Origin of the sequence: Rhizobium sp. PRIMUS64 (genome assembly GCF_023006465.1) — a bacterium.
Taxonomy (GTDB): Bacteria; Pseudomonadota; Alphaproteobacteria; order Rhizobiales; family Rhizobiaceae; genus Rhizobium; species Rhizobium leguminosarum.
On record NZ_JALBGX010000059.1, the window covers coordinates 1 to 17,111 of the forward strand.

Annotated in this window: 19 protein-coding genes; 13 read left to right on the forward strand and 6 right to left on the reverse strand. The window is 60.8% G+C overall.

Going from position 1 to position 17,111, the window contains the following annotated elements:
- The 4 genes from MOV76_RS21865 to MOV76_RS21880 form a co-directional block, all read left to right on the forward strand.
- Window positions 1-564, forward strand: a 564-nt coding sequence (locus MOV76_RS21865) for an ABC transporter ATP-binding protein (RefSeq protein WP_247265268.1), incomplete at its 5' end; no start/stop codon positions are given.
- An 84-nt stretch (window positions 565-648) separates the two neighbouring features.
- On the forward strand, window positions 649-2,130 hold the full coding sequence (locus tag MOV76_RS21870; protein WP_130717946.1) for a mannitol dehydrogenase family protein: 1,482 nt from the start codon (window positions 649-651) through the stop codon (window positions 2,128-2,130).
- A gap of 97 nt (window positions 2,131-2,227) precedes the next feature.
- Window positions 2,228-2,917: an HAD family hydrolase gene (locus MOV76_RS21875; RefSeq protein WP_018243658.1), complete on the forward strand. Its 690-nt coding sequence runs from the start codon at window positions 2,228-2,230 to the stop codon at window positions 2,915-2,917.
- Window positions 2,917-4,500, forward strand: a complete 1,584-nt coding sequence (locus tag MOV76_RS21880; RefSeq protein WP_130717944.1) for an FGGY-family carbohydrate kinase — start codon at window positions 2,917-2,919, stop codon at window positions 4,498-4,500. Before MOV76_RS21875 ends, MOV76_RS21880 begins: the two co-directional genes overlap by 1 nt.
- 27 nt (window positions 4,501-4,527) lie before the next feature.
- On the opposite strand, the gene MOV76_RS21885 is transcribed toward MOV76_RS21880, so the two are convergent.
- Window positions 4,528-5,382 carry a MurR/RpiR family transcriptional regulator gene (locus tag MOV76_RS21885; protein WP_018243656.1) on the reverse strand — a complete coding sequence of 285 codons (855 nt, stop codon included), beginning with the start codon at window positions 5,380-5,382 and terminating at the stop codon, window positions 4,528-4,530.
- A 237-nt stretch (window positions 5,383-5,619) separates the two neighbouring features.
- On the opposite strand from MOV76_RS21885, the gene MOV76_RS21890 reads away from it, so the two are divergent.
- A complete protein-coding gene (locus MOV76_RS21890) occupies window positions 5,620-6,333 on the forward strand; it encodes a sulfate transporter family protein (protein WP_018243655.1) in 714 nt (237 codons plus the stop codon).
- A gap of 223 nt (window positions 6,334-6,556) precedes the next feature.
- On the opposite strand, the gene MOV76_RS21895 is transcribed toward MOV76_RS21890, so the two are convergent.
- The gene (locus MOV76_RS21895) at window positions 6,557-6,982 is read right to left on the reverse strand and encodes a VOC family protein (protein WP_018445989.1); all 426 of its coding nucleotides are present in this window, start codon (window positions 6,980-6,982) and stop codon (window positions 6,557-6,559) included.
- 83 nt (window positions 6,983-7,065) lie between these two features.
- Here MOV76_RS21895 and MOV76_RS21900 point away from each other — a divergent pair, with 83 nt between their 5' ends.
- Entirely contained in the window at window positions 7,066-7,644 is a 579-nt protein-coding gene (locus MOV76_RS21900) for a TetR/AcrR family transcriptional regulator (RefSeq protein WP_247265269.1), read from the forward strand.
- Here the strand turns inward: MOV76_RS21900 and nth are convergent.
- Window positions 7,609-8,415 carry an endonuclease III gene (gene nth / locus MOV76_RS21905; RefSeq protein ID WP_018243652.1) on the reverse strand — a complete coding sequence of 269 codons (807 nt, stop codon included), beginning with the start codon at window positions 8,413-8,415 and terminating at the stop codon, window positions 7,609-7,611. The genes MOV76_RS21900 and nth overlap by 36 nt on opposite strands.
- Between nth and MOV76_RS21910 the strand changes: the two genes are divergently transcribed.
- Both MOV76_RS21910 and MOV76_RS21915 read left to right on the forward strand, forming a co-directional pair.
- A complete protein-coding gene (locus tag MOV76_RS21910; RefSeq protein WP_018243651.1) occupies window positions 8,414-8,911 on the forward strand; it encodes a DUF2244 domain-containing protein in 498 nt (165 codons plus the stop codon). The two genes, nth and MOV76_RS21910, sit on opposite strands and share 2 nt — an antisense overlap.
- A 180-nt stretch (window positions 8,912-9,091) precedes the next feature.
- Complete coding sequence (locus MOV76_RS21915; RefSeq protein ID WP_247265270.1) at window positions 9,092-9,964, forward strand: bifunctional helix-turn-helix domain-containing protein/methylated-DNA--[protein]-cysteine S-methyltransferase; 873 nt, start codon at window positions 9,092-9,094, stop codon at window positions 9,962-9,964.
- Between the two features lie 35 nt (window positions 9,965-9,999).
- Here the strand turns inward: MOV76_RS21915 and MOV76_RS21920 are convergent, their stop codons facing one another.
- Entirely contained in the window at window positions 10,000-11,025 is a 1,026-nt protein-coding gene (locus tag MOV76_RS21920) for a sugar-binding transcriptional regulator (RefSeq protein ID WP_018243649.1), read from the reverse strand.
- Between the two features lie 405 nt (window positions 11,026-11,430).
- On the opposite strand from MOV76_RS21920, the gene tal reads away from it, so the two are divergent.
- Together tal and MOV76_RS21930 are read left to right on the forward strand one after the other, a co-directional pair.
- Window positions 11,431-12,396, forward strand: a complete 966-nt coding sequence (gene tal / locus MOV76_RS21925) for a transaldolase (RefSeq protein ID WP_018445996.1) — start codon at window positions 11,431-11,433, stop codon at window positions 12,394-12,396.
- Between the two features lie 93 nt (window positions 12,397-12,489).
- Window positions 12,490-13,158: a DUF1345 domain-containing protein gene (locus tag MOV76_RS21930; protein WP_018243647.1), complete on the forward strand. Its 669-nt coding sequence runs from the start codon at window positions 12,490-12,492 to the stop codon at window positions 13,156-13,158.
- A gap of 54 nt (window positions 13,159-13,212) precedes the next feature.
- Here MOV76_RS21930 and MOV76_RS21935 read toward each other — a convergent pair whose 3' ends face one another.
- Window positions 13,213-14,013, reverse strand: coding sequence for an anti-sigma factor (locus tag MOV76_RS21935; protein WP_247265271.1), 801 nt, complete (start codon window positions 14,011-14,013; stop codon window positions 13,213-13,215).
- Complete coding sequence (locus tag MOV76_RS21940) at window positions 14,010-14,765, reverse strand: sigma-70 family RNA polymerase sigma factor (RefSeq protein ID WP_247265272.1); 756 nt, start codon at window positions 14,763-14,765, stop codon at window positions 14,010-14,012. Before MOV76_RS21940 ends, MOV76_RS21935 begins: the two co-directional genes overlap by 4 nt.
- Window positions 14,766-15,057: 292 nt before the next feature.
- On the opposite strand from MOV76_RS21940, the gene MOV76_RS21945 reads away from it, so the two are divergent.
- The 3 genes from MOV76_RS21945 to MOV76_RS21955 are packed head-to-tail and all read left to right on the forward strand — an operon-like array spanning window position 15,058 to window position 17,024.
- A complete protein-coding gene (locus tag MOV76_RS21945; RefSeq protein WP_247265273.1) occupies window positions 15,058-16,026 on the forward strand; it encodes an MBL fold metallo-hydrolase in 969 nt (322 codons plus the stop codon).
- 26 nt (window positions 16,027-16,052) lie between these two features.
- Complete coding sequence (locus MOV76_RS21950) at window positions 16,053-16,517, forward strand: M48 family metallopeptidase (protein ID WP_247265274.1); 465 nt, start codon at window positions 16,053-16,055, stop codon at window positions 16,515-16,517.
- 57 nt (window positions 16,518-16,574) lie between these two features.
- Window positions 16,575-17,024, forward strand: coding sequence for a DoxX family protein (locus MOV76_RS21955; protein ID WP_018243642.1), 450 nt, complete (start codon window positions 16,575-16,577; stop codon window positions 17,022-17,024).
- Window positions 17,025-17,111: the final 87 nt, after the last annotated feature.

The window sequence follows — 17,111 nt, forward strand, 5'->3', positions numbered from 1 at the left end:
CGCGCCATCGTGCGCCAGCCTTCGGCCTTCCTGTTCGACGAACCGCTGTCGAACCTCGATGCCGCGCTACGCGTCAACATGCGCCTCGAAATCAGCGAGTTGCATCAGCAGCTGAAGACGACGATGGTCTACGTCACCCACGACCAGGTCGAGGCGATGACCATGGCCGACAAGATCGTCGTCTTGAACAGGGGCAATATCGAGCAGGTCGGCTCGCCGCTCGAACTCTATAGCCGCCCCCGCAACCTCTTCGTCGCCGGCTTCATCGGATCGCCCAAGATGAACTTCATCACAGGCCAACACGCCGCCGCGCTGAATGCACATACCATCGGCGTCCGGCCCGAACATGTGCTGTTGTCGATGGAGAGCGGCGACTGGAAGGGCAGGGTCGTGGTCGCCGAACATCTCGGCTCCGACACCTTCCTGCATATCGATGCCGAGGGCATCGGCATGGTGACGGCGCGCGGTAGCGGCGACTTCCCGGCCAAAGCGGGAGACACGGTCTTCCTGACGCCGGACCGTTCGCGTATTCACAAATTCAACGAGGGCGGCCTTGCCATCTGAGGCAGGCGGCCGGGCGGGGGGCAGGCATGCGAGCCGGACGATGGCGCCCGGCCGTTTCCGGTAGACCTTCAAGAGGACTGAAACATGACGTGCAAATTATCGCTGGCAACACTTTCGGATGTGGCGCGCACTGCCGCCATCCCTGGATATGACAGGGCATCGCTGAAAGCCGGCATCGTGCACTTCGGCGTCGGCAATTTCCACCGTGCCCACCAGGCGATCTATCTCGACGATCTCTTCAACGCCGGCACGGATCACGACTGGGCGATCGTCGGCGCCGGTGTACTGCCGTCGGATGCCGCCATGCGCGAAAAGCTCGCGGCGCAGGATTTCCTGACGACAGTGGTCGAACAGGACAACAACAAGACGGCGGCGCGCGTCACGGCACCGATGATCGACATTCTGCCGGTCGGCGATGCCGCTGCGATCATCGCCAAGCTTGCCGATCCCGAGATCCGCATCGTCTCGATGACGATCACCGAGGGCGGCTATTTCATCGACGCATCAGGCACATTCAATCCGACCCATCCGGCGATCGCCGCCGACGGACAAAATCCCCACGCGCCGAAGACAGTGTTCGGCCTGATCGTCGCCGGCCTGAAAGCGCGCAAGGACAGGGGCATCGGTCCCTTCACCGTCATGTCCTGCGACAACATTCCCCATAATGGCGTCGTCACCGCCAATGCCGTCGTCGGCACGGCGGCACTTTCGGACCCTGCCTTTGCCGACTGGATCCGGGCGAATGTCGCCTTCCCGAACGGCATGGTCGACCGCATCACCCCGGCGACCAGCCAGCGCGAGGTCGATTTCCTCCGGGACAATTTCCAGATCGAGGACAGTTGGCCGGTCTATTGCGAGGAATTCAAGCAATGGGTGCTCGAGGATAAGTTCACGGCTGGCCGGCCGGCGCTGGAAAAGGTCGGCGTCACCTTCGTCCCCGATGTCACGCCCTACGAGCACATGAAGATCCGCATCCTCAACGGCGGGCATGCCGCGATCGCCTATCCGGCGGCGTTGATGGACATTCATTTCGTTCATGATTCCATGGAAGACCCGCTGATCCGCGCCTTCCTTGCCAAGCTCGAGAAAGACGAGATCATCCCGATCGTGCCGCCGGTGCCGAACACGTCGCTGACGGATTATTTCGCCCTGATCGAACATCGCCTGCTCAATCCGAAGATTGCGGATACCATTCCGCGGCTGGCGCAGGACGGCTCCAACCGCCAGCCGAAATTCATCCTGCCGTCGACGCTCGACAATCTGCGTCAGGGCAGGGACGTCGTCGGCCTGGCGCTGGTTTCAGCACTCTGGTGCCGCTATTTCGCCGGCAAGACCGACAGCGGCAAGGATATCGTCTTCAACGACGCGAGCGCAGAGCGCCTGCATGCGGCGGCGCTGAAAGCCAAGGACGACCCGTCGGCCTTCCTCGTCTTCGACGATATTTTCGGCGAAGTGGCGAAATCCGAACTTTTCCGCAAGCGTTTCGCTTATGCTCTCAAAACCCTGTGGGAAAAGGGCACGCGGGAGACGCTGCAGCTCTATCTCGACGGCAAGCTCGCAGTGTAAGGAATCCGGATGGCGGTATCTGCTGCCGCCATTCATCCGGCCTTGCGAGCGACGCGGGACGGTAACACGTCCGAATTGAACTCAGGTTGGGTCTTCCATGGCTGATGCGGAAACACGGCTGGTCATCTTCGATTGCGATGGCGTACTGGTTGACAGCGAGCCGATCTCGATCAGCGTGCTCGTCGGGGCGATGAACGATCTCGGCGTCTCGATCACCGAGGACCAGGCTTATGAGCGTTTTCTCGGCCGCAGCCTGTCTACTCTCATCGATACGCTGGAAACCGAATTCAACGTTCATGCCGGCGAGGAATTCCTCGAGCGTATCCGCACCGATCTCTACGCCCGTTTTCGCACGGAACTGAAGCCGATCGAGGGTATCGCCGCGACGATCGACGGGCTTGGCCTTCCCTGTTGCGTTGCCTCGTCGAGCCAGATGGAGCGAATCCGGCTGTCGCTGTCGGTGACCGGACTTCTCGACAAACTGCCCGACATCTTCAGCGCGACCATGGTCAAGCGCGGCAAACCGGCGCCTGATCTCTTCCTGCATGCGGCGCGTGAAATGCAGGTCGAGCCTGCTCATTGCCTTGTCGTTGAAGACAGCCCGGCCGGCGTTGCCGCCGCCAAGGCGGCAGGCATGACGGTCTTCGCCTTCACCGGCGGATCACACGCCAACTTCGCCGGATACCGTGCCGAACTCGACCGCCTTTCGCCGGAAGTGGTGTTTGACGCCATGCCGGATTTGATACACCTTGTCCGCAACCATAAGCTGGACGGGACCAAGACTTGATGCGTGATCATGTGGTTGCGGTAGATATCGGCACGGGCAGTGCGCGCGCCGGCGTCTTCGATGCACGTGGCCGACTGCTCGCCAAGGCGGAGCATCCGATCGTGATGAACCGGCCGCGCGAAAACCATGCCGAGCACGATTCCGAAGATATCTGGTCGGCCGCCTGCATGGCAGTGCGCAGGGCGATGGAGCAATCCGGCATCGCCGCCGCCTCGGTCGGAGCGATCGGCTTCGACGCCACCTGTTCGCTCGTCGTCCGTGACGTCGAGGGCCGGCAGCTCAGCGTTTCCACAGGCGGGGAGAGGCGTTTCGACACGATCGTCTGGCTCGACCATCGGGCGCTGAAGGAAGCCGATTTCTGCACGGCGACGCAGCATAGAGTGCTCGAACATTCCGGCCACGTGATGTCGCCGGAAATGGAGATGCCGAAGCTGATGTGGCTGAAGAAGAAGCTGCCCGCCACATGGGAAAAGGCCGGCTACTTCTTCGATCTCGCCGATTTCATGACATGGAAATCGACCGGATCGCCCGCCCGCTCGCGCTGCACGCTGACGGCGAAATGGAACTATCTCGCCCATCTCGAAAAGGGCTGGCAGCAGGATTTCCTGGAACGGATCGGCCTTGAGGACCTTCAGGCGCGCGGCCACCTGCCGGATGAGACCATGCCTGTCGGAGACAGCGTCGGCCGGCTGACGCAGGAAGCGGCGGAAGCGCTGGGGCTGACGACGGACTGCCATGTCGCTGCCGGGATGATCGACGCCTATGCCGGCGCACTCGGCGCGCTCGGCGGCTACGCTGCCGATCCTGTCAAACGCGAGCACCAGCTGGCGCTGATTGCCGGCACGTCGAGCTGCATCGTTACCTTCTCGCGGGAACGTAAGCCGAGCCATGGCATGTGGGGTCCCTATTACGAGGCTGTCTTCCCGCAGTCCTGGCTGGTGGAGGCCGGGCAATCGGCGACCGGCGCGTTGCTCGACCACATCGTGCGCATGCATGCGGCCGGTGGCGAGCCGACGGCAGCGCTGCATCAGAAGATCGTCGCGCGCATCGCGGAATTGCGGGCTGAGGAGGGCGATGACTTCGGTGCGCGGATCTTCGTGCTGCCGGATTTCCATGGCAACCGTTCGCCGCTCGCCGATCCGCATGCCGTCGGCGTCGTCAGCGGGCTGACACTTGATACGTCCTTCGACGGGCTCTGCGCGCTCTATTGGCGGTCTGCGGTGGGGATTGCGCTCGGCATCCGCCATATCCTGGAAATGATGAAGGAATACGGCTACATGCCCGATACGCTGCATATTGCCGGAGGGCATGTGAAGAACCCGGTGCTGATGGAGCTTTATAGCGATGCGACCGGCTGCAAGGTCGTGGTGCCGAGGATGAACGAGGCGGTGCTGCTCGGCACCGCGATCGCAGCATCCGTCGCCTGCGGCTTGTACAAGGATCTGGCGGCGGCCGGCGAGGCGATGTATCCGGGCGGCGACGAACGGCTTCCCGACAAGGCCAAGCAGGCGCTTTACGACCGCGACTACCGCCGTCTTCTCGCCATGCACCGGCACCGCGCCGAACTGGAAACGATGCAATAGACGCCGCCTATGCGCTGGCCTTTTAAATTAGTGGTTTGCCGTCTCGCCGAGGACTGTCGCGAATTCCATCATGCGGCGGCGGCGAAGCGCAGCCTCTTCTCCGACTTGGAGGATGACGGATTCCGACAGGCAATCGAGCAGCGCGATCAGCGGCGGAAGATTATCGAGATCGGGGGCGCGAGCGGGCGGCAAAGGCAGCATGACGTTCGACTGGTCCGCCATCCAGTCCGCTTGCTGCGGCGAAATGAGCACCACCTTATAACCGTAGCGCCGCGCCGTTCTGGCAAGCAGCCGTGCCTTGGCGAAGCGGCGGCAATCGATGATGACAAGCAGCGCGTCGTCGACCGCCAGCCGGGCGAAGAGTTCCGCAAAACGGTTGTCGGCGGCGTCGAGGGTGCGCACGCCGTCGCGGGCTTGCGTCAGCCGCTGACAGAAATGATTGGCCAGGCTTGAGAGCCGCGCATGCGTGGCGATCGACACTTCGCGGGCAGTGCTGATCAAGCCGACGGCCTCCGACCAGTGCGCCTGCGCCGTCAGATGATAGATATGATGGAGGGCCTGAATCTGTTCGGCGACCAGCACGGCGAGCGGTTTACCCTCCGCGGCGTCCGCATGCAGCTCGCTCATAGCGCTCTGCAATTGCGCCGGCGATGTCGTCACGGTCTCGCGAATCTCCACCTTGACGCTGTCCAGTCCCTGATAGCCGAGCGCGCGCAGAAAGCGCCCGACGGTCATCGGCGAAAGATCCAGCCTGTCGGCGACGGACGCAGCCGTCTCGAACGGCAGGTCGTTCAGGTGCTCGGTGAAATATTTCGCGATACGGCGTTCGGCCGGCGTGCCGGTTTTTGCGTATTGCCTGAGTTTGTGCACAAAGTCTTCCACATCAGCCTCCCCCGTCTTCCCTCAGAGGCGTTCCGGGGGTGCGCTGTTGCGCGCCCTTGTCTTTGCAACTATTCTCGGAAGCTGCTTCTCAGGCCCATGCGTATTTTAGATGCCTTACAATATTATATTAGCATTCAGTTTTCGACAAGTTTTCTATTACAGAATGCAATTTTATTCTCTCTTGTCGATGGCCTCCACCTTTCCTACATCTTCGGCGCAACCGGAGACGCCTGAGACATGATTCTTGACGCCGCTCGACTTTCGCTCGCCAATTTATTCGCATCGGAAACACGTTCTGTCTTCTGGAAGGTGCTCGGCCTGACGATTCTCGTGCTCGTCGGCCTCTGGTTCGCTTTGCGCGGGGCCTTCATGGCCTTCCTCTTTCCCTGGCTCACGGGCTTCTTTCCCGATATGCCGGATTGGGCGGGGTGGCTCGCTTTCCTCTTCGCGATCCTTGCCGGTATCGGCCTTGCGCTGATGCTGGCGTTGCTGCTATCGCCGGTGACGGCGCTGATCGCCGGCCTGTTTCTCGACGATGTCGCCGATGTCATCGAAAAGCGCGACTATCCCAAGGACGCGCCGGGCACCGCCATGCCGCTCGGTCCGGCGATGGCAAGCTCGATCAAGTTCCTCGGCGTGGTGATCCTCGGCAATATCGTGGCATTGTTGTTGCTGTTTATCCCCGGCGTCAATCTGGTCGCGTTCTTTCTGGTGAATGGCTATCTGCTCGGACGGGAGTTCTTCGAATTCGCCGCTATGCGCTCCCGTTCGCCTGATGAGGCACGGCTCTTCCGCGCCAAGCATGCCTCCACCGTCTTTCTCGGCGGGCTGGTGATCGCCCTCTTTCTGGCGATCCCGATCGTCAATCTGCTGACACCGCTTTTTGCCGCCGGCATGATGGTGCATCTGCACAAACTGGTTTCCGCGCGGGATACCGGTTTGCGGACCTAGAGCCTTTTCGGGTTAGATTGAAGCATTCTGTTGGCTCAAACGGAGCCGGCCGGTCGATCAGCCGGCCCGTTTCAGCCAACCCGAAGGGCCGGGCATCTTTTCGTCAGGGCAAAGGCGATCGGCTCGGACGTACCTTGGGGTATGCCCGTCGCCAATGGCCTTTGCCCTGACGAAAACCTGCTCCGGCAGAATGCTTCAATCTAACCCGGAAAGGCTCCAAGGCTCAACCAGGCAGGGCGGAGACGTCGTACATCGCCGCAAATTCAGCGCTCGGCGGGATCGGCTTGATGATGTCGATCAGCACACCGTTCGGATCGGCAGTGATGAAATGCCGCTGGCCGAAATCCTCGTCGCGGATTTCTCTCAGAATTGGCAGGCCGGCGCTCCGGCAGGCTGCATAGATTGCATCGACATCGGCGACCTCGAAATTGAGGAGCAGGCCGGACACCTTGCCGCGGGCTATAGTCGGGATGGTCTCGTGGCTGCCGTCAAGGATGGCAAGCGCGATGTGCTCATTCTCTGCCGATTGCAGGTGAACGTACCAGTCGCTCTCGAACAGAGCTTTGAAGCCGAAATGCGTGCAATAGAAGCTGGCGGTGCCGGCAACGTCGTCGGTCATGATGACAGGATAATAGCTCGTCGATTTCATCTCTTTTTCCTCCTTTGCATTTACATGCAATCTGTATGTTTTTGCCTATTAACATACATTCTGTTTGTATGTAAAGAGAGCGTATGAGCCGCAGCAATCGCGAGAGAACGGAACAGACGAGACAGGCGCTGATCGACGCCGGTCGGCGTCTCTTCGTCGAGAAAGGTTATGCCGAAACCGCGACGCCGGAGATCGTGGCGGCGGCAGGTGTGACGCGTGGCGCGCTCTATCATCACTTTGAAGACAAGAAGGCGCTTTTTCGCGCGGTTATCGAATGCGAGGCGAAAGCGGTGGGCGAGGCCATCGAGGCGCGCTCGGCGTCTTACGACGCGCCGCGTGCCACGCTGATCGCCGGTGCCTCGGCCTATTTCGATGCGATGAGGGCGGAAGGGCGCACGCGGCTGCTGCTGATCGAGGCACCTGCCGTTCTCGGCTTGTCGGCGACCGCGGCGATCGATGCAGAGAATGCGGAAGCGACGCTGCGGGCAGGGCTTGCAGCCATGCTTCCGAAGGCCGGCGCTATGCTCGAACCGCTGACGTCGCTGCTATCGGCGGCCTTCGATCGCGCGGCGATCGCGATCGAGGCGGGCGCTGAGAGGCGGCAGTACGAACAGGCGATCGCTGTTCTACTCGACGGCCTCGCCGATCATCTGTGGCGGTAGCTCGACGAGCGGCGCCGGCACATCCCAACTCTTCTCCGGCGATTTGCAGAGATCGGCAATGACGCAACGCTCGCATTCGGGCCGGCGCGCCTTGCAGGTGTAGCGACCATGCAAGATCAGCCAGTGATGGGCGTGATAGAGGTAATGCTTCGGGATCACCTTCATCAGCCGCGCCTCGACCTCGTCTGGCGTCTTACCGGGGGCAAGCCTGATGCGATTGGCGATGCGGAAGATGTGCGTATCGACGGCCATCGTCGCCTGGCCGAAGGCCATGGACAGCACGACATTGGCGGTCTTGCGGCCGACGCCCGGCAATCTCACCAGTTCGTCGCGCGTCTCCGGCACCTTGCCGCCGAATTGGTCGACCAGCATCTGTGAGAGCGCGATAACGTTTTTCGCCTTGTTGCGGTAGAGGCCGATCGTCCTGATGTAATCGCGCAGCCGCTCCTCGCCGAGATCGAGCATCTTTTCCGGCGTATCGGCAACCTTGAAGAGCGCGCGCGTCGCCTTGTTGACGCCGACATCGGTCGCTTGCGCCGAAAGCGCGACGGCGACGACGAGCGTGAAGGGGTTGGTGTGCTCGAGCTCGCCCCTCGGTTCCGGCCGCTGCACCGAGAAACGACGGAAGATTTCCTCTCGCTCGGCCAGTGAATAGGCGGTGCGCACCGCTGCCGCCGATTTGCGGCTGACGATCACTTTCGTATCCTGAGGCGTCTTGGTAACGGATTTGAGTTTCGGATTTGCCATGGAAACTCTATACTCAGCAGCCATGATGGAAAGCAACGCCGACAGCTCCAACGAGCAGCCTGTTTTCGCTGCCGAACTCTTTCCCCACCGGTCACTTGGCCGCCGGGGCTTCAAGGTGCTGCTTGCCCTGTCCGGTGCCGTCTGCTTCCTCTACGGCATGTTCTTCATCGCGACAGGCGCCTGGCCGATCGGCTTCTTCTTCGGACTGGATTTCGTGCTTCTCTACGGCGCCTTCTGGCTGAATTACCGCTCCGGAAAAGCGCGCGAACAGGTGACGGTGTCGCGTATGGACGTGTCGGTGCGCAAGTTTACGCCATCGGGACGGATGGTAGAGCATCATTTCAATCCGTTCTGGGCACGCTTCCTCGTTCGCCGGCACCAGGAGATCGGCATTCTTTCCATGCATATCTTCGGTGAGGGTCGGCGCACGGATATTGGCTCCTTCCTCAATCCCGACGATCGCGAAAGCTTCGCCAAGGCCTTCAAGGGAGCACTGGCGACGGTCAAGCAGCGGATCTGAGCTAGAGCGGTTCAGCTTTTTCACGGAAGCGCAGAACCGCTCTAGCTTTTGCTTTTACGCAATTCCGGACGGAAAACCGCTTCGCACTTTTCCTGGAATTGCTCTATCCAGCGGCTACGCAAGAATCGGGTGGTTTGCTCACCCCCTATTGACTATCTCCTTGTGACAAGGAGAAAGACGATGGATATGATTGCCAACCTGCAGACAGACATCACGCCTGACGGCCCTGATTATGACATTGTCCGTCGGGTAATCGAACTCATCACCGAGGATTACCGCGACCAGCCTTCGCTGGAGGCGATCGCGGCACGGCTCAACCAGTCGCCGACCCAGCTGCAGAAGACCTTCACCCGGTGGGCCGGCCTGTCGCCCAAGGGCTTCCTGCAGGCGGTGACGCTCGACCACGCCAAGCGATTGCTGCGTGGGGAAGACATGCCGTTGCTCGAGACCTCGATTGAGGTCGGTCTCTCCGGGCCGAGCCGCCTGCACGACCTCTTCGTCACGCATGAGGCGATGTCGCCCGGAGAATGGAAGGCGAAGGGCGGTGGTCTCACCATCCGCTACGGCTTCCACATCTGCCCCTTCGGCGTGGCGTTGATCATGGTGACCGACCGCGGCCTTGCCGGCCTTGCCTTCAGCGATTCCGGCGACGAGCGGGCCTGCCTCGAGGATATGACTTGCCGCTGGCCGAATGCCGAATATGTCGAAGACCTGCAGGCGACGGTTCCCTATGCCGCCCGCATCTTCGAGCCCGGCAAATGGTCCTCGGACCAGCCGCTGCGTGTCGTGTTGATCGGCACGGACTTCCAGGTGCGCGTCTGGCAGAGCCTGTTGAAAATCCCGTTCGGCAAGGCGGTCACCTATTCCGATATCGCCAACGATATCGGCCGGCCGACGGCGCAACGCGCCGTTGGTGCGGCGGTCGGGGCAAACCCGATCTCCTTCGTGGTGCCCTGCCATCGGGCGCTCGGCAAGAATGGCGCGCTGACGGGCTACCATTGGGGCCTCACCCGCAAACGGGCGATGCTCGGCTGGGAATCGGCGCACGCCTGAGCGGGTTTCCTGGGCGGAGGCGGGTCGTTCGCCGCTTATCGCTCCGGCAGTTCTCCCTGCTGGGGAGAAGTGGCAGACGGTGATGTCTCGGCCAGTTCCAGCAATGCCCGGGCAGCACTTTCGTCGGTGATCAGCGTGTTGCAGCCGATGCGCTTGATCGTCGCACGGATTGCCACGGCCCGATGGGCTCCGCCGGAGGAGAGCACGATGTGCTTGGCCTCCTTCAGCGTGTCGAGATCGACGGACATGACGCGCCGATTGATCGAATGGTCAACCGAATTGCCGTCCCTGTCGAGGAAGTTGAACATCGTGTCGCAGACGCAGCCGGCATCGATCAATTGCTGCAACTCGGCCTTTGATATCCAGCCCTCCGACAGCGAGGTCGAATGCGGGCCGATATCGCCGCAGCTGACGATCGCCAGATCGAGGTTCTCGGCGAGGCGATAGATCGTGTCCAGCCCGCATTTCTCGATCAGATTGCGCTTGGTCTCGATGGAATCGACGAGAAGCGGCGCCAGGAACATGTAGCATTCGGCGCCGAGCTGGTTTGCCAGCCGCCATGTGTAATCGATCGGGTTCGTCTGGTGCACGGCGACGATGCCGCCGAGCAGCGAGACGACCTTGCAATTGGCGCGGCGCGGCGGCCGGAAGCTCGACAGCGAGGCGGTCATGGTGCGGCCCCAGCCGACGCCGATGGTATAGTCGTCGGGGATGGCTTCGGAGAGGAACTGGCCAAGCGCCAGGCCGACATTTTTAGCCAGCGAATTGACGTCACCATTGACCGGCGCAGGGACGACGATCGCCTCGTCGAGGCCATAGGCACGCTCCAGCTTCACCGAAAGTTCAACGCAGTCCCCGATCGAATCGTTGATCCAGATCTGGACTTCGCTGCGCTTCATCGCCTCGTCGAGCAGGCGGATCACCGTCGTGCGGCTGATGCCGAGCTGTTCGGCGACGTCCTTCTGGGTCAGGCCCTCGTTGTAATAGAGCCATGCCGCCCTTAGCCGCAGCGAGGATGCCTCCGAATAGGCCGTGTGCGTGCCGCGTTTGAGCTTGACCACATCTCCTCCGCACGATTTCCTGCCCTAGATCCCTCATGGGATGAAAGGCCTTAGCGACGCTTTTGTTGCCGGGGATAATGACGGGTGTGACACTTATGTCAATTGAAATGCACAAATGTCCTTGACTTTTCGTTAGGCGAATGGCGATAGTCCGGGTGACACACGTCGTTCTTGTCCGTCCGAGGAGGACATAGTGCGGGCATGCCGAAAGTCACGACCGGCCTTCCAGCCGCAAGCGGCATCGCTTGCGTTCGGGAACACGGCTACCGTCCTTCACGTTTGTGAATCATCCGTGACGGATGCGCGCATTTTCGCCTGCAGCATGCAAACAACCTGTCGGTAGATCACCTTTGCCCGGCGGAACTCGCGCCGGTCGCAGCCCAAGTTCAACAAGGATTATTGACCATGACATCCAAGCTTGACCAACTCCGCGAGATTACCACCGTGGTCGCCGATACCGGCGACATCGAAGCCGTCGCACGCCTGAAGCCTGTGGATTGCACGACGAACCCGAGCATCGTGCTCAAGGCTCTCGGCACGCCGATGTTTGCTGACGCCATCAAGGAAGCCGTCGCCTGGGGCAAGAAACAGGGCGGCAATCCCGAAGCCGTTTCATCAGCCGTCGCCGATCGTCTCGCCATCTCCGTCGGCGCAGCCCTGGTGAAGCTCGTCCCAGGCCGCGTCTCGACCGAAGTCGACGCCGATCTTTCCTTCGATACCGAGGCTTCGCTTGCCAAGGCGCGCGCAATCATCGCCGCCTACAAGGATCGCGGCATCGGCCAGGACCGCATCCTCATCAAGCTCGCTTCCACCTGGGAAGGCATCCGCGCCGCGGAAGTCCTGCAGAAGGAGGGCATCGACTGCAACCTGACGCTTCTTTTCAGCAAGGCCCAGGCGATCGCTTGCGCCGACGCCAAAGTGTTCCTGATCTCGCCCTTCGTCGGCCGCATCCTCGACTGGTACAAGAAGTCGACCGGCAAGGACTACACTGCCGAGGAAGATCCGGGCGTCATCTCCGTCCGTGAAATCTACAACTACTACAAGGCGAACGACATCAAGACGATCGTCATGGGCGCCTCCTTCCGCAGCGCCGGCGAAATCGAAGCCCTTGCCGGCTGCGACCGCCTGACCATCAGCCCGAACCTGCTCGACGAGCTGGCCAAGGATGAAGGCAAGCTGGAGCGCAAGCTCTCGCCGGACAGCCGCAAGCCGGATCCGAAGGTCTCGGTCGACGAGAAGACCTTCCGCTGGATGATGAACGAAGATGCGATGGCGACGGAAAAACTCGCCGAAGGCATCCGCGCCTTCGCCAAGGATCTGGGAACGCTGCGCACCATGGTGCAGAAGGAACTGCAGCTCGCCGCCGCCTGATAAGGCACGGCATGCATTCGGAGGCGCGGCTGCCGGCTGGCAGGCGCGCCTTTTTCGTGGTGTTATCAAGCGCATATGCTGCCGGAGACCGATATGGCGGATGAGGAACGAGCAAATTCGCTGGCGGCATTTGCCTACAAGCATGCGAGCTTCATCATCGCCGCCCTTGCCGGACTGGTGGTCTTCCTGCTTCTGACGTCGCGCGACGTCAGCGCAGGCAACATCTTGTTCGGCTGGAATGTCAGCGCCGGCGTTTTTGTCGCTCTCAGCTGGCGCAAGATGCTACGGGCGACGGTCGAAAGCATCCGGAAACGTTCCGCGGATCTCGACTTCTCCGACACCGTCCTGCTGGCTCTTTCGATCGGTGCGGCACTTGCCAGCATTGCCGGGATCGGCCTGGAGCTTCATTCGATCAAGGAGGCGGCACCTGATGTTGCGCTGGCACGGGCAGGTGCCGCGGTTCTGACGATCCTGATCTCCTGGATCTTCCTGCATACGCTCTTCACCATCCACTATGCCCATTATTTTTACGGCGGGGCGGACGAGGAGGGCGGGCTTAAGTTTCCTGACGGGATCGAAGAGCCTGGCTACTGGGATTTCCTCTATTTCTCCTTCACCATCGGCGTTGCCGCACAAACGGCGGATGTCGCGGTCAGTTCGACCAGCATGCGCAAGCTGACGCTGTTGCATGCCGTGCTGTCGTTCCTGTTCAATACGACGATCCTGGCGCTGGCGATCAATGTCGGGGCGAGCCTGCTTTAGATCATCAAAAAGCAGAACATGATGTCATCCGAAAACCGCTCACACTTTTAGGCATCATGCTCTCGCCGCCGCCCTGAAGAAGGACTCGAACTCGGCCAGGTCGCCCGCGGCGACATCCGAAATCGCCCAGAACACGAGCCCGCCATCCGACCATTGCGTCATGTTGTAGCCGTCATGCACCGCCGTCGTCTGCGCGACCGATGCCGCCGGCCAGATGAACAGGTTGATGACATGGCCATGGCGCCGGTAGACGAGGGCCGCAACGGCGCGATCACCGATATAGTCGACACGTCCGCCGACCAGCGGAAAGCCATCCTTGGCGAGATCGCTGACCGGCGGCGAAAAATCGATCTTGCCGTTAAACCAAGGTTTTACTGTATGCTGATCCGAGGTCAGCACGTCGGTCAGATGATCGGCCATCATCGACCTGACATGGCTTGCCATGATCTGGTCCTGCAAAAGCACAGTCTGCGACGGCGCGTTGACAAATAGGATGGCGCCTGCCGCCAGCACCGCGAGCGAAGGCACGAAGCTCCATTGCCGAATGAAATCCAAGGCGCGGCGCCAGACAGGCGCCTGGCGCGGCGGGGACAGGCTGGACGCCGCCGCTGCCTGTTCGAATGACAACATCGACAGGACCTGCGAACGCAGTGCCTCCGGCGGTCGCCACTTGACGCCATCCTGATCGATGATCTCTTTCACGGCACGGACGCTTTCCATCTCCGCGCTGCAATGCGCGCAGGTGGCAAGATGATCCTCGAATTGCGCTGCATGGGCGGAATCCAGCTGGCCATCGACAAAGCCGTGCAGCATGACGCGCCATTCCGGGCAGCTTTTCCGTTGGGCTTCACTCATCCTGCGGTCTCGCTCTTGTTGCATGCATCCCAGGCTTCGCCAAAGTCACGCCGCGCCCTGGCAAGTCGCGACATGACAGTGCCAATCGGCGCATCGATGATCTCGGCGATCTGCCGGTAGGAGAGATCCTCAAGCTCGCGCAAGACAAGAATTTCCCGCATCGCCTCCGGCAGCCGGCTGATAACAGCGCGCACGCGCTGCTGCTCGCTTCGCCGGATCGTTTCAGTCTCCGGCGAATCCTCCTCCGAGGCGATCTGGTACTCGCCACCCTCATCAAGGTCAGCGTAGCCGTCATTGCCCATAGGCTGCTCGAACCGCGCCTTGCGGCGATCCTGCTGGCGCCAGACATGGCAGCAGTTCCTCACGATGGCAAAGAGCCACGCGCGCGGATCGCCGCCACGATAGGTTTCGAAATTGCGGTAGGCGCGCAAGAACGCTTCCTGCACAATATCCTGTGCGGCATCTGCGTCGCGGCTGAGGAAGCGGGCAAAATTATAAGCCGCGTCAAGATGCGGAACGATCATGTCCTGAAAGCGCTGCATGAACTCGTGCTGCATGGTCGCATCCGCCGTCGAAGCGATCGGATCGCTGCTCGATTTTTCCGAGACCATGAGGTGCAATAGGCGGCCCACGCCGCCGAGAAACTCCGCTAGCGTTGATGGCCGAATGCGGGTTCTTGACGCGTGCCGGGCCAACAGCAGCGTCCAATCGGTCGATCCGACGGGATAGGTGATCTGAGCGTTTGTCATCATCCTCCCTGCCTCAACAGCAGCCGAATTTAGGCGTGAGACCGGCAGTGCGGTCCCTTGCCGTCTAGACCGATCGGCACGCGGTTTTATTCCACGCCGGCGCCGATTTTTCTGCACGCAGCGGGATATCGGTCGCGCGCGATAGAAATTACGTTTGCTTTTCAATCACTTGAAGAAATAGCGCTGGAGATCGGGAATAAGCGTTCCTTGCCGGCGATCTAGTTCGTCAGCGAGGACATATGAGCAATAGCCGTCTTCGCCACCAGAAATGCCATCAACAAGAGGAGGCATATTCATGTTGACCATGTCACGTCGCGCCGTCCTGGGGTCGGCTGCTGCGGCTGCTGCATTCGGGCTGTCGTTGAAGCTTGAATTCGTCATGCCGGCATTTGCTGCAACACCGCTGGAGCCGACGGTCGGCTTCTATAAATACAAGGTCGGCGATATCGAGATCACGGCAATCTACGACGGCATCTGGAGAAAGCCGCATGACCCGGCCTTCATCAAGAATGCCTCGATCGAGGATACCAAGGAGGCGCTATCGAAAGCCGGGCTTACCACCGAGTTCATGCCGATCCCGCTGACTGTCGTGGTCCTGAAGCTCGGCAACCGCCTGATCATGATGGATGCCGGCTCGGGCGTCGGCCAGTGGCAGGAAAATGCCACCCATCTGCCGGCGAACATGGCCGCGGCGGGGATTGACTACAAGAAGATCGATACGATCATGATCTCGCATTTCCATCCCGACCATGTCTGGGGACTGATGGAAAAGGGCACCAACAATCCCGTCTTCCCGAATGCCGAACTCATCGTCAATGCCGACGAATACAATTGGTGGACCGCGCCCGGCCGCGTCTCAAAGCTCGCCGAAGGCCGCAAGCCGGCAGGCAAGCGCATCGCCGAGGTCTTTCCGAAATGGAAGAACTGGAAGCTCGTCGCCGATGGCGCCGAAGTCGCACCCGGCGTGCAGCTTGTCGCCGCGCCCGGCCACACGCCCGGCCATTCGACCTATCTTGTCGCCTCCGGCAGCAAGCAACTGCTCGTCTCGGCCGATATCATGTATGTGCCGGCGCTGCTCGCACCCCATCCTGAATGGCAGGGCAGCTACGACCAGGATGGGCCAACGGCCATCGACACGCGCCGCCGTCTTATCGACCGCATCATTGCCGACAATATCGCGATTTGCGGCTCACATTTCCCGTTCCCTGGCTCCGGCACCTTTGTCAAGGACGGAAGCGCCTATGGCTTCACGCCGACAATCTAGGCCTGAAAGGCCGAAAGGAGATCACCATGACGAAATATGCAATTCTCGGATACATCTGGCTTTGCGCTATATCCGCAGGCTTCTCCGCGGTGACGGCGCTTCCCGCCTTTGCCGTCGACAACATGCAAACGACAGACGCTCCCGACCTGACCTCGGTGCGGGCCAAGATCGATGCCAAGGACTATGCTGGTGCGTTGGCAGAGCTTCGCGGCCTTGCAGAAGACAACCAGCAGGCGGATGTCTATAATCTGATGGGATATACGCTGCGCAAGACGGGCGACTACAGAACGTCGCTGACCTACTACACCAAGGCGCTAGAGCTGCAGCCAGATCACAGGGCAGCGCGTGAATATCTCGGCGAACTCTATGTCGAGACGGGCGAGATGGCGAAGGCGGAGGAGCAGGTGTCATCGCTGAAGCAACTTTGTCCGAGCGGCTGCGAGGAACTCGAAGACCTGCAAGAGGTCATCGCGGCCAAGGGCGGCAATTGACCCGCATATGAACGCAAGAACAGGCGGGAGAGCCGCCTGCTCTTCTAACTGGAGGGTATGATGGAAAACGCGTCAAGCCGGCCCCGACTGGCTGATCTTATTCTTCTCCTAGGCAGGCTTCTGCTGTCACTGATCTTCCTGCACGAAGGTTGGTCACTCGCGGCAGATATCACCGCGACCATCGACACTTTCGCGAAACTGGGGCTGTCGGCACCGGTCGCGCTTGCCACCATTGCCCTTCAGATCGGCGCCGGCCTTTCCGTTGCGACAGGGCTCCTCAGCCGGCTTGGCGCACTGGCGCTGGCGCTCTTCTGCCTGGCGACCGCCTTGCTCTTTCACACGAATTTTGAGAGCCAGAACGAGCTGCTGCATTTCGAGAAGGACCTGGCGATTGCCGGCGGTATGTTCGTCCTGGTAGTTTCGGGTGCCGGATCGATATCGATCGACAAGCTGCTGAGAACGCAGACAAACAGAATGCCTCCTTGGCTCAGGGCGGTGTTGTCGTGAATGCGCACCGAAATCCGAAGGCGTAACGAATTTCGCGAGTACTCAGTGGCGCAATAAAACCGAATAAAACCGAACAAACAGAAGCGT

What these genes read in the sequence shown, in the direction of transcription:
- MOV76_RS21870 (WP_130717946.1), top strand. Translation starts at nt 649, where the DNA reads ATGACGTGCAAATTATCGCTGGCAACACTTTCGGATGTGGCGCGCACT.
- MOV76_RS21875 (WP_018243658.1), top strand. Translation starts at nt 2,228, where the DNA reads ATGGCTGATGCGGAAACACGGCTGGTCATCTTCGATTGCGATGGCGTA.
- MOV76_RS21880 (WP_130717944.1), top strand. Translation starts at nt 2,917, where the DNA reads ATGCGTGATCATGTGGTTGCGGTAGATATCGGCACGGGCAGTGCGCGC.
- MOV76_RS21890 (WP_018243655.1), top strand. Translation starts at nt 5,620, where the DNA reads ATGATTCTTGACGCCGCTCGACTTTCGCTCGCCAATTTATTCGCATCG.
- MOV76_RS21895 (WP_018445989.1), bottom strand. Translation starts at nt 6,982, where the DNA reads ATGAAATCGACGAGCTATTATCCTGTCATCATGACCGACGACGTTGCC.
- MOV76_RS21900 (WP_247265269.1), top strand. Translation starts at nt 7,066, where the DNA reads ATGAGCCGCAGCAATCGCGAGAGAACGGAACAGACGAGACAGGCGCTG.
- MOV76_RS21910 (WP_018243651.1), top strand. Translation starts at nt 8,414, where the DNA reads ATGATGGAAAGCAACGCCGACAGCTCCAACGAGCAGCCTGTTTTCGCT.
- nth (WP_018243652.1), bottom strand. Translation starts at nt 8,415, where the DNA reads ATGGCTGCTGAGTATAGAGTTTCCATGGCAAATCCGAAACTCAAATCC.
- MOV76_RS21915 (WP_247265270.1), top strand. Translation starts at nt 9,092, where the DNA reads ATGGATATGATTGCCAACCTGCAGACAGACATCACGCCTGACGGCCCT.
- tal (WP_018445996.1), top strand. Translation starts at nt 11,431, where the DNA reads ATGACATCCAAGCTTGACCAACTCCGCGAGATTACCACCGTGGTCGCC.
- MOV76_RS21930 (WP_018243647.1), top strand. Translation starts at nt 12,490, where the DNA reads ATGGCGGATGAGGAACGAGCAAATTCGCTGGCGGCATTTGCCTACAAG.
- MOV76_RS21935 (WP_247265271.1), bottom strand. Translation starts at nt 14,013, where the DNA reads ATGAGTGAAGCCCAACGGAAAAGCTGCCCGGAATGGCGCGTCATGCTG.
- MOV76_RS21940 (WP_247265272.1), bottom strand. Translation starts at nt 14,765, where the DNA reads ATGATGACAAACGCTCAGATCACCTATCCCGTCGGATCGACCGATTGG.
- MOV76_RS21945 (WP_247265273.1), top strand. Translation starts at nt 15,058, where the DNA reads ATGTTGACCATGTCACGTCGCGCCGTCCTGGGGTCGGCTGCTGCGGCT.
- MOV76_RS21950 (WP_247265274.1), top strand. Translation starts at nt 16,053, where the DNA reads ATGACGAAATATGCAATTCTCGGATACATCTGGCTTTGCGCTATATCC.
- MOV76_RS21955 (WP_018243642.1), top strand. Translation starts at nt 16,575, where the DNA reads ATGATGGAAAACGCGTCAAGCCGGCCCCGACTGGCTGATCTTATTCTT.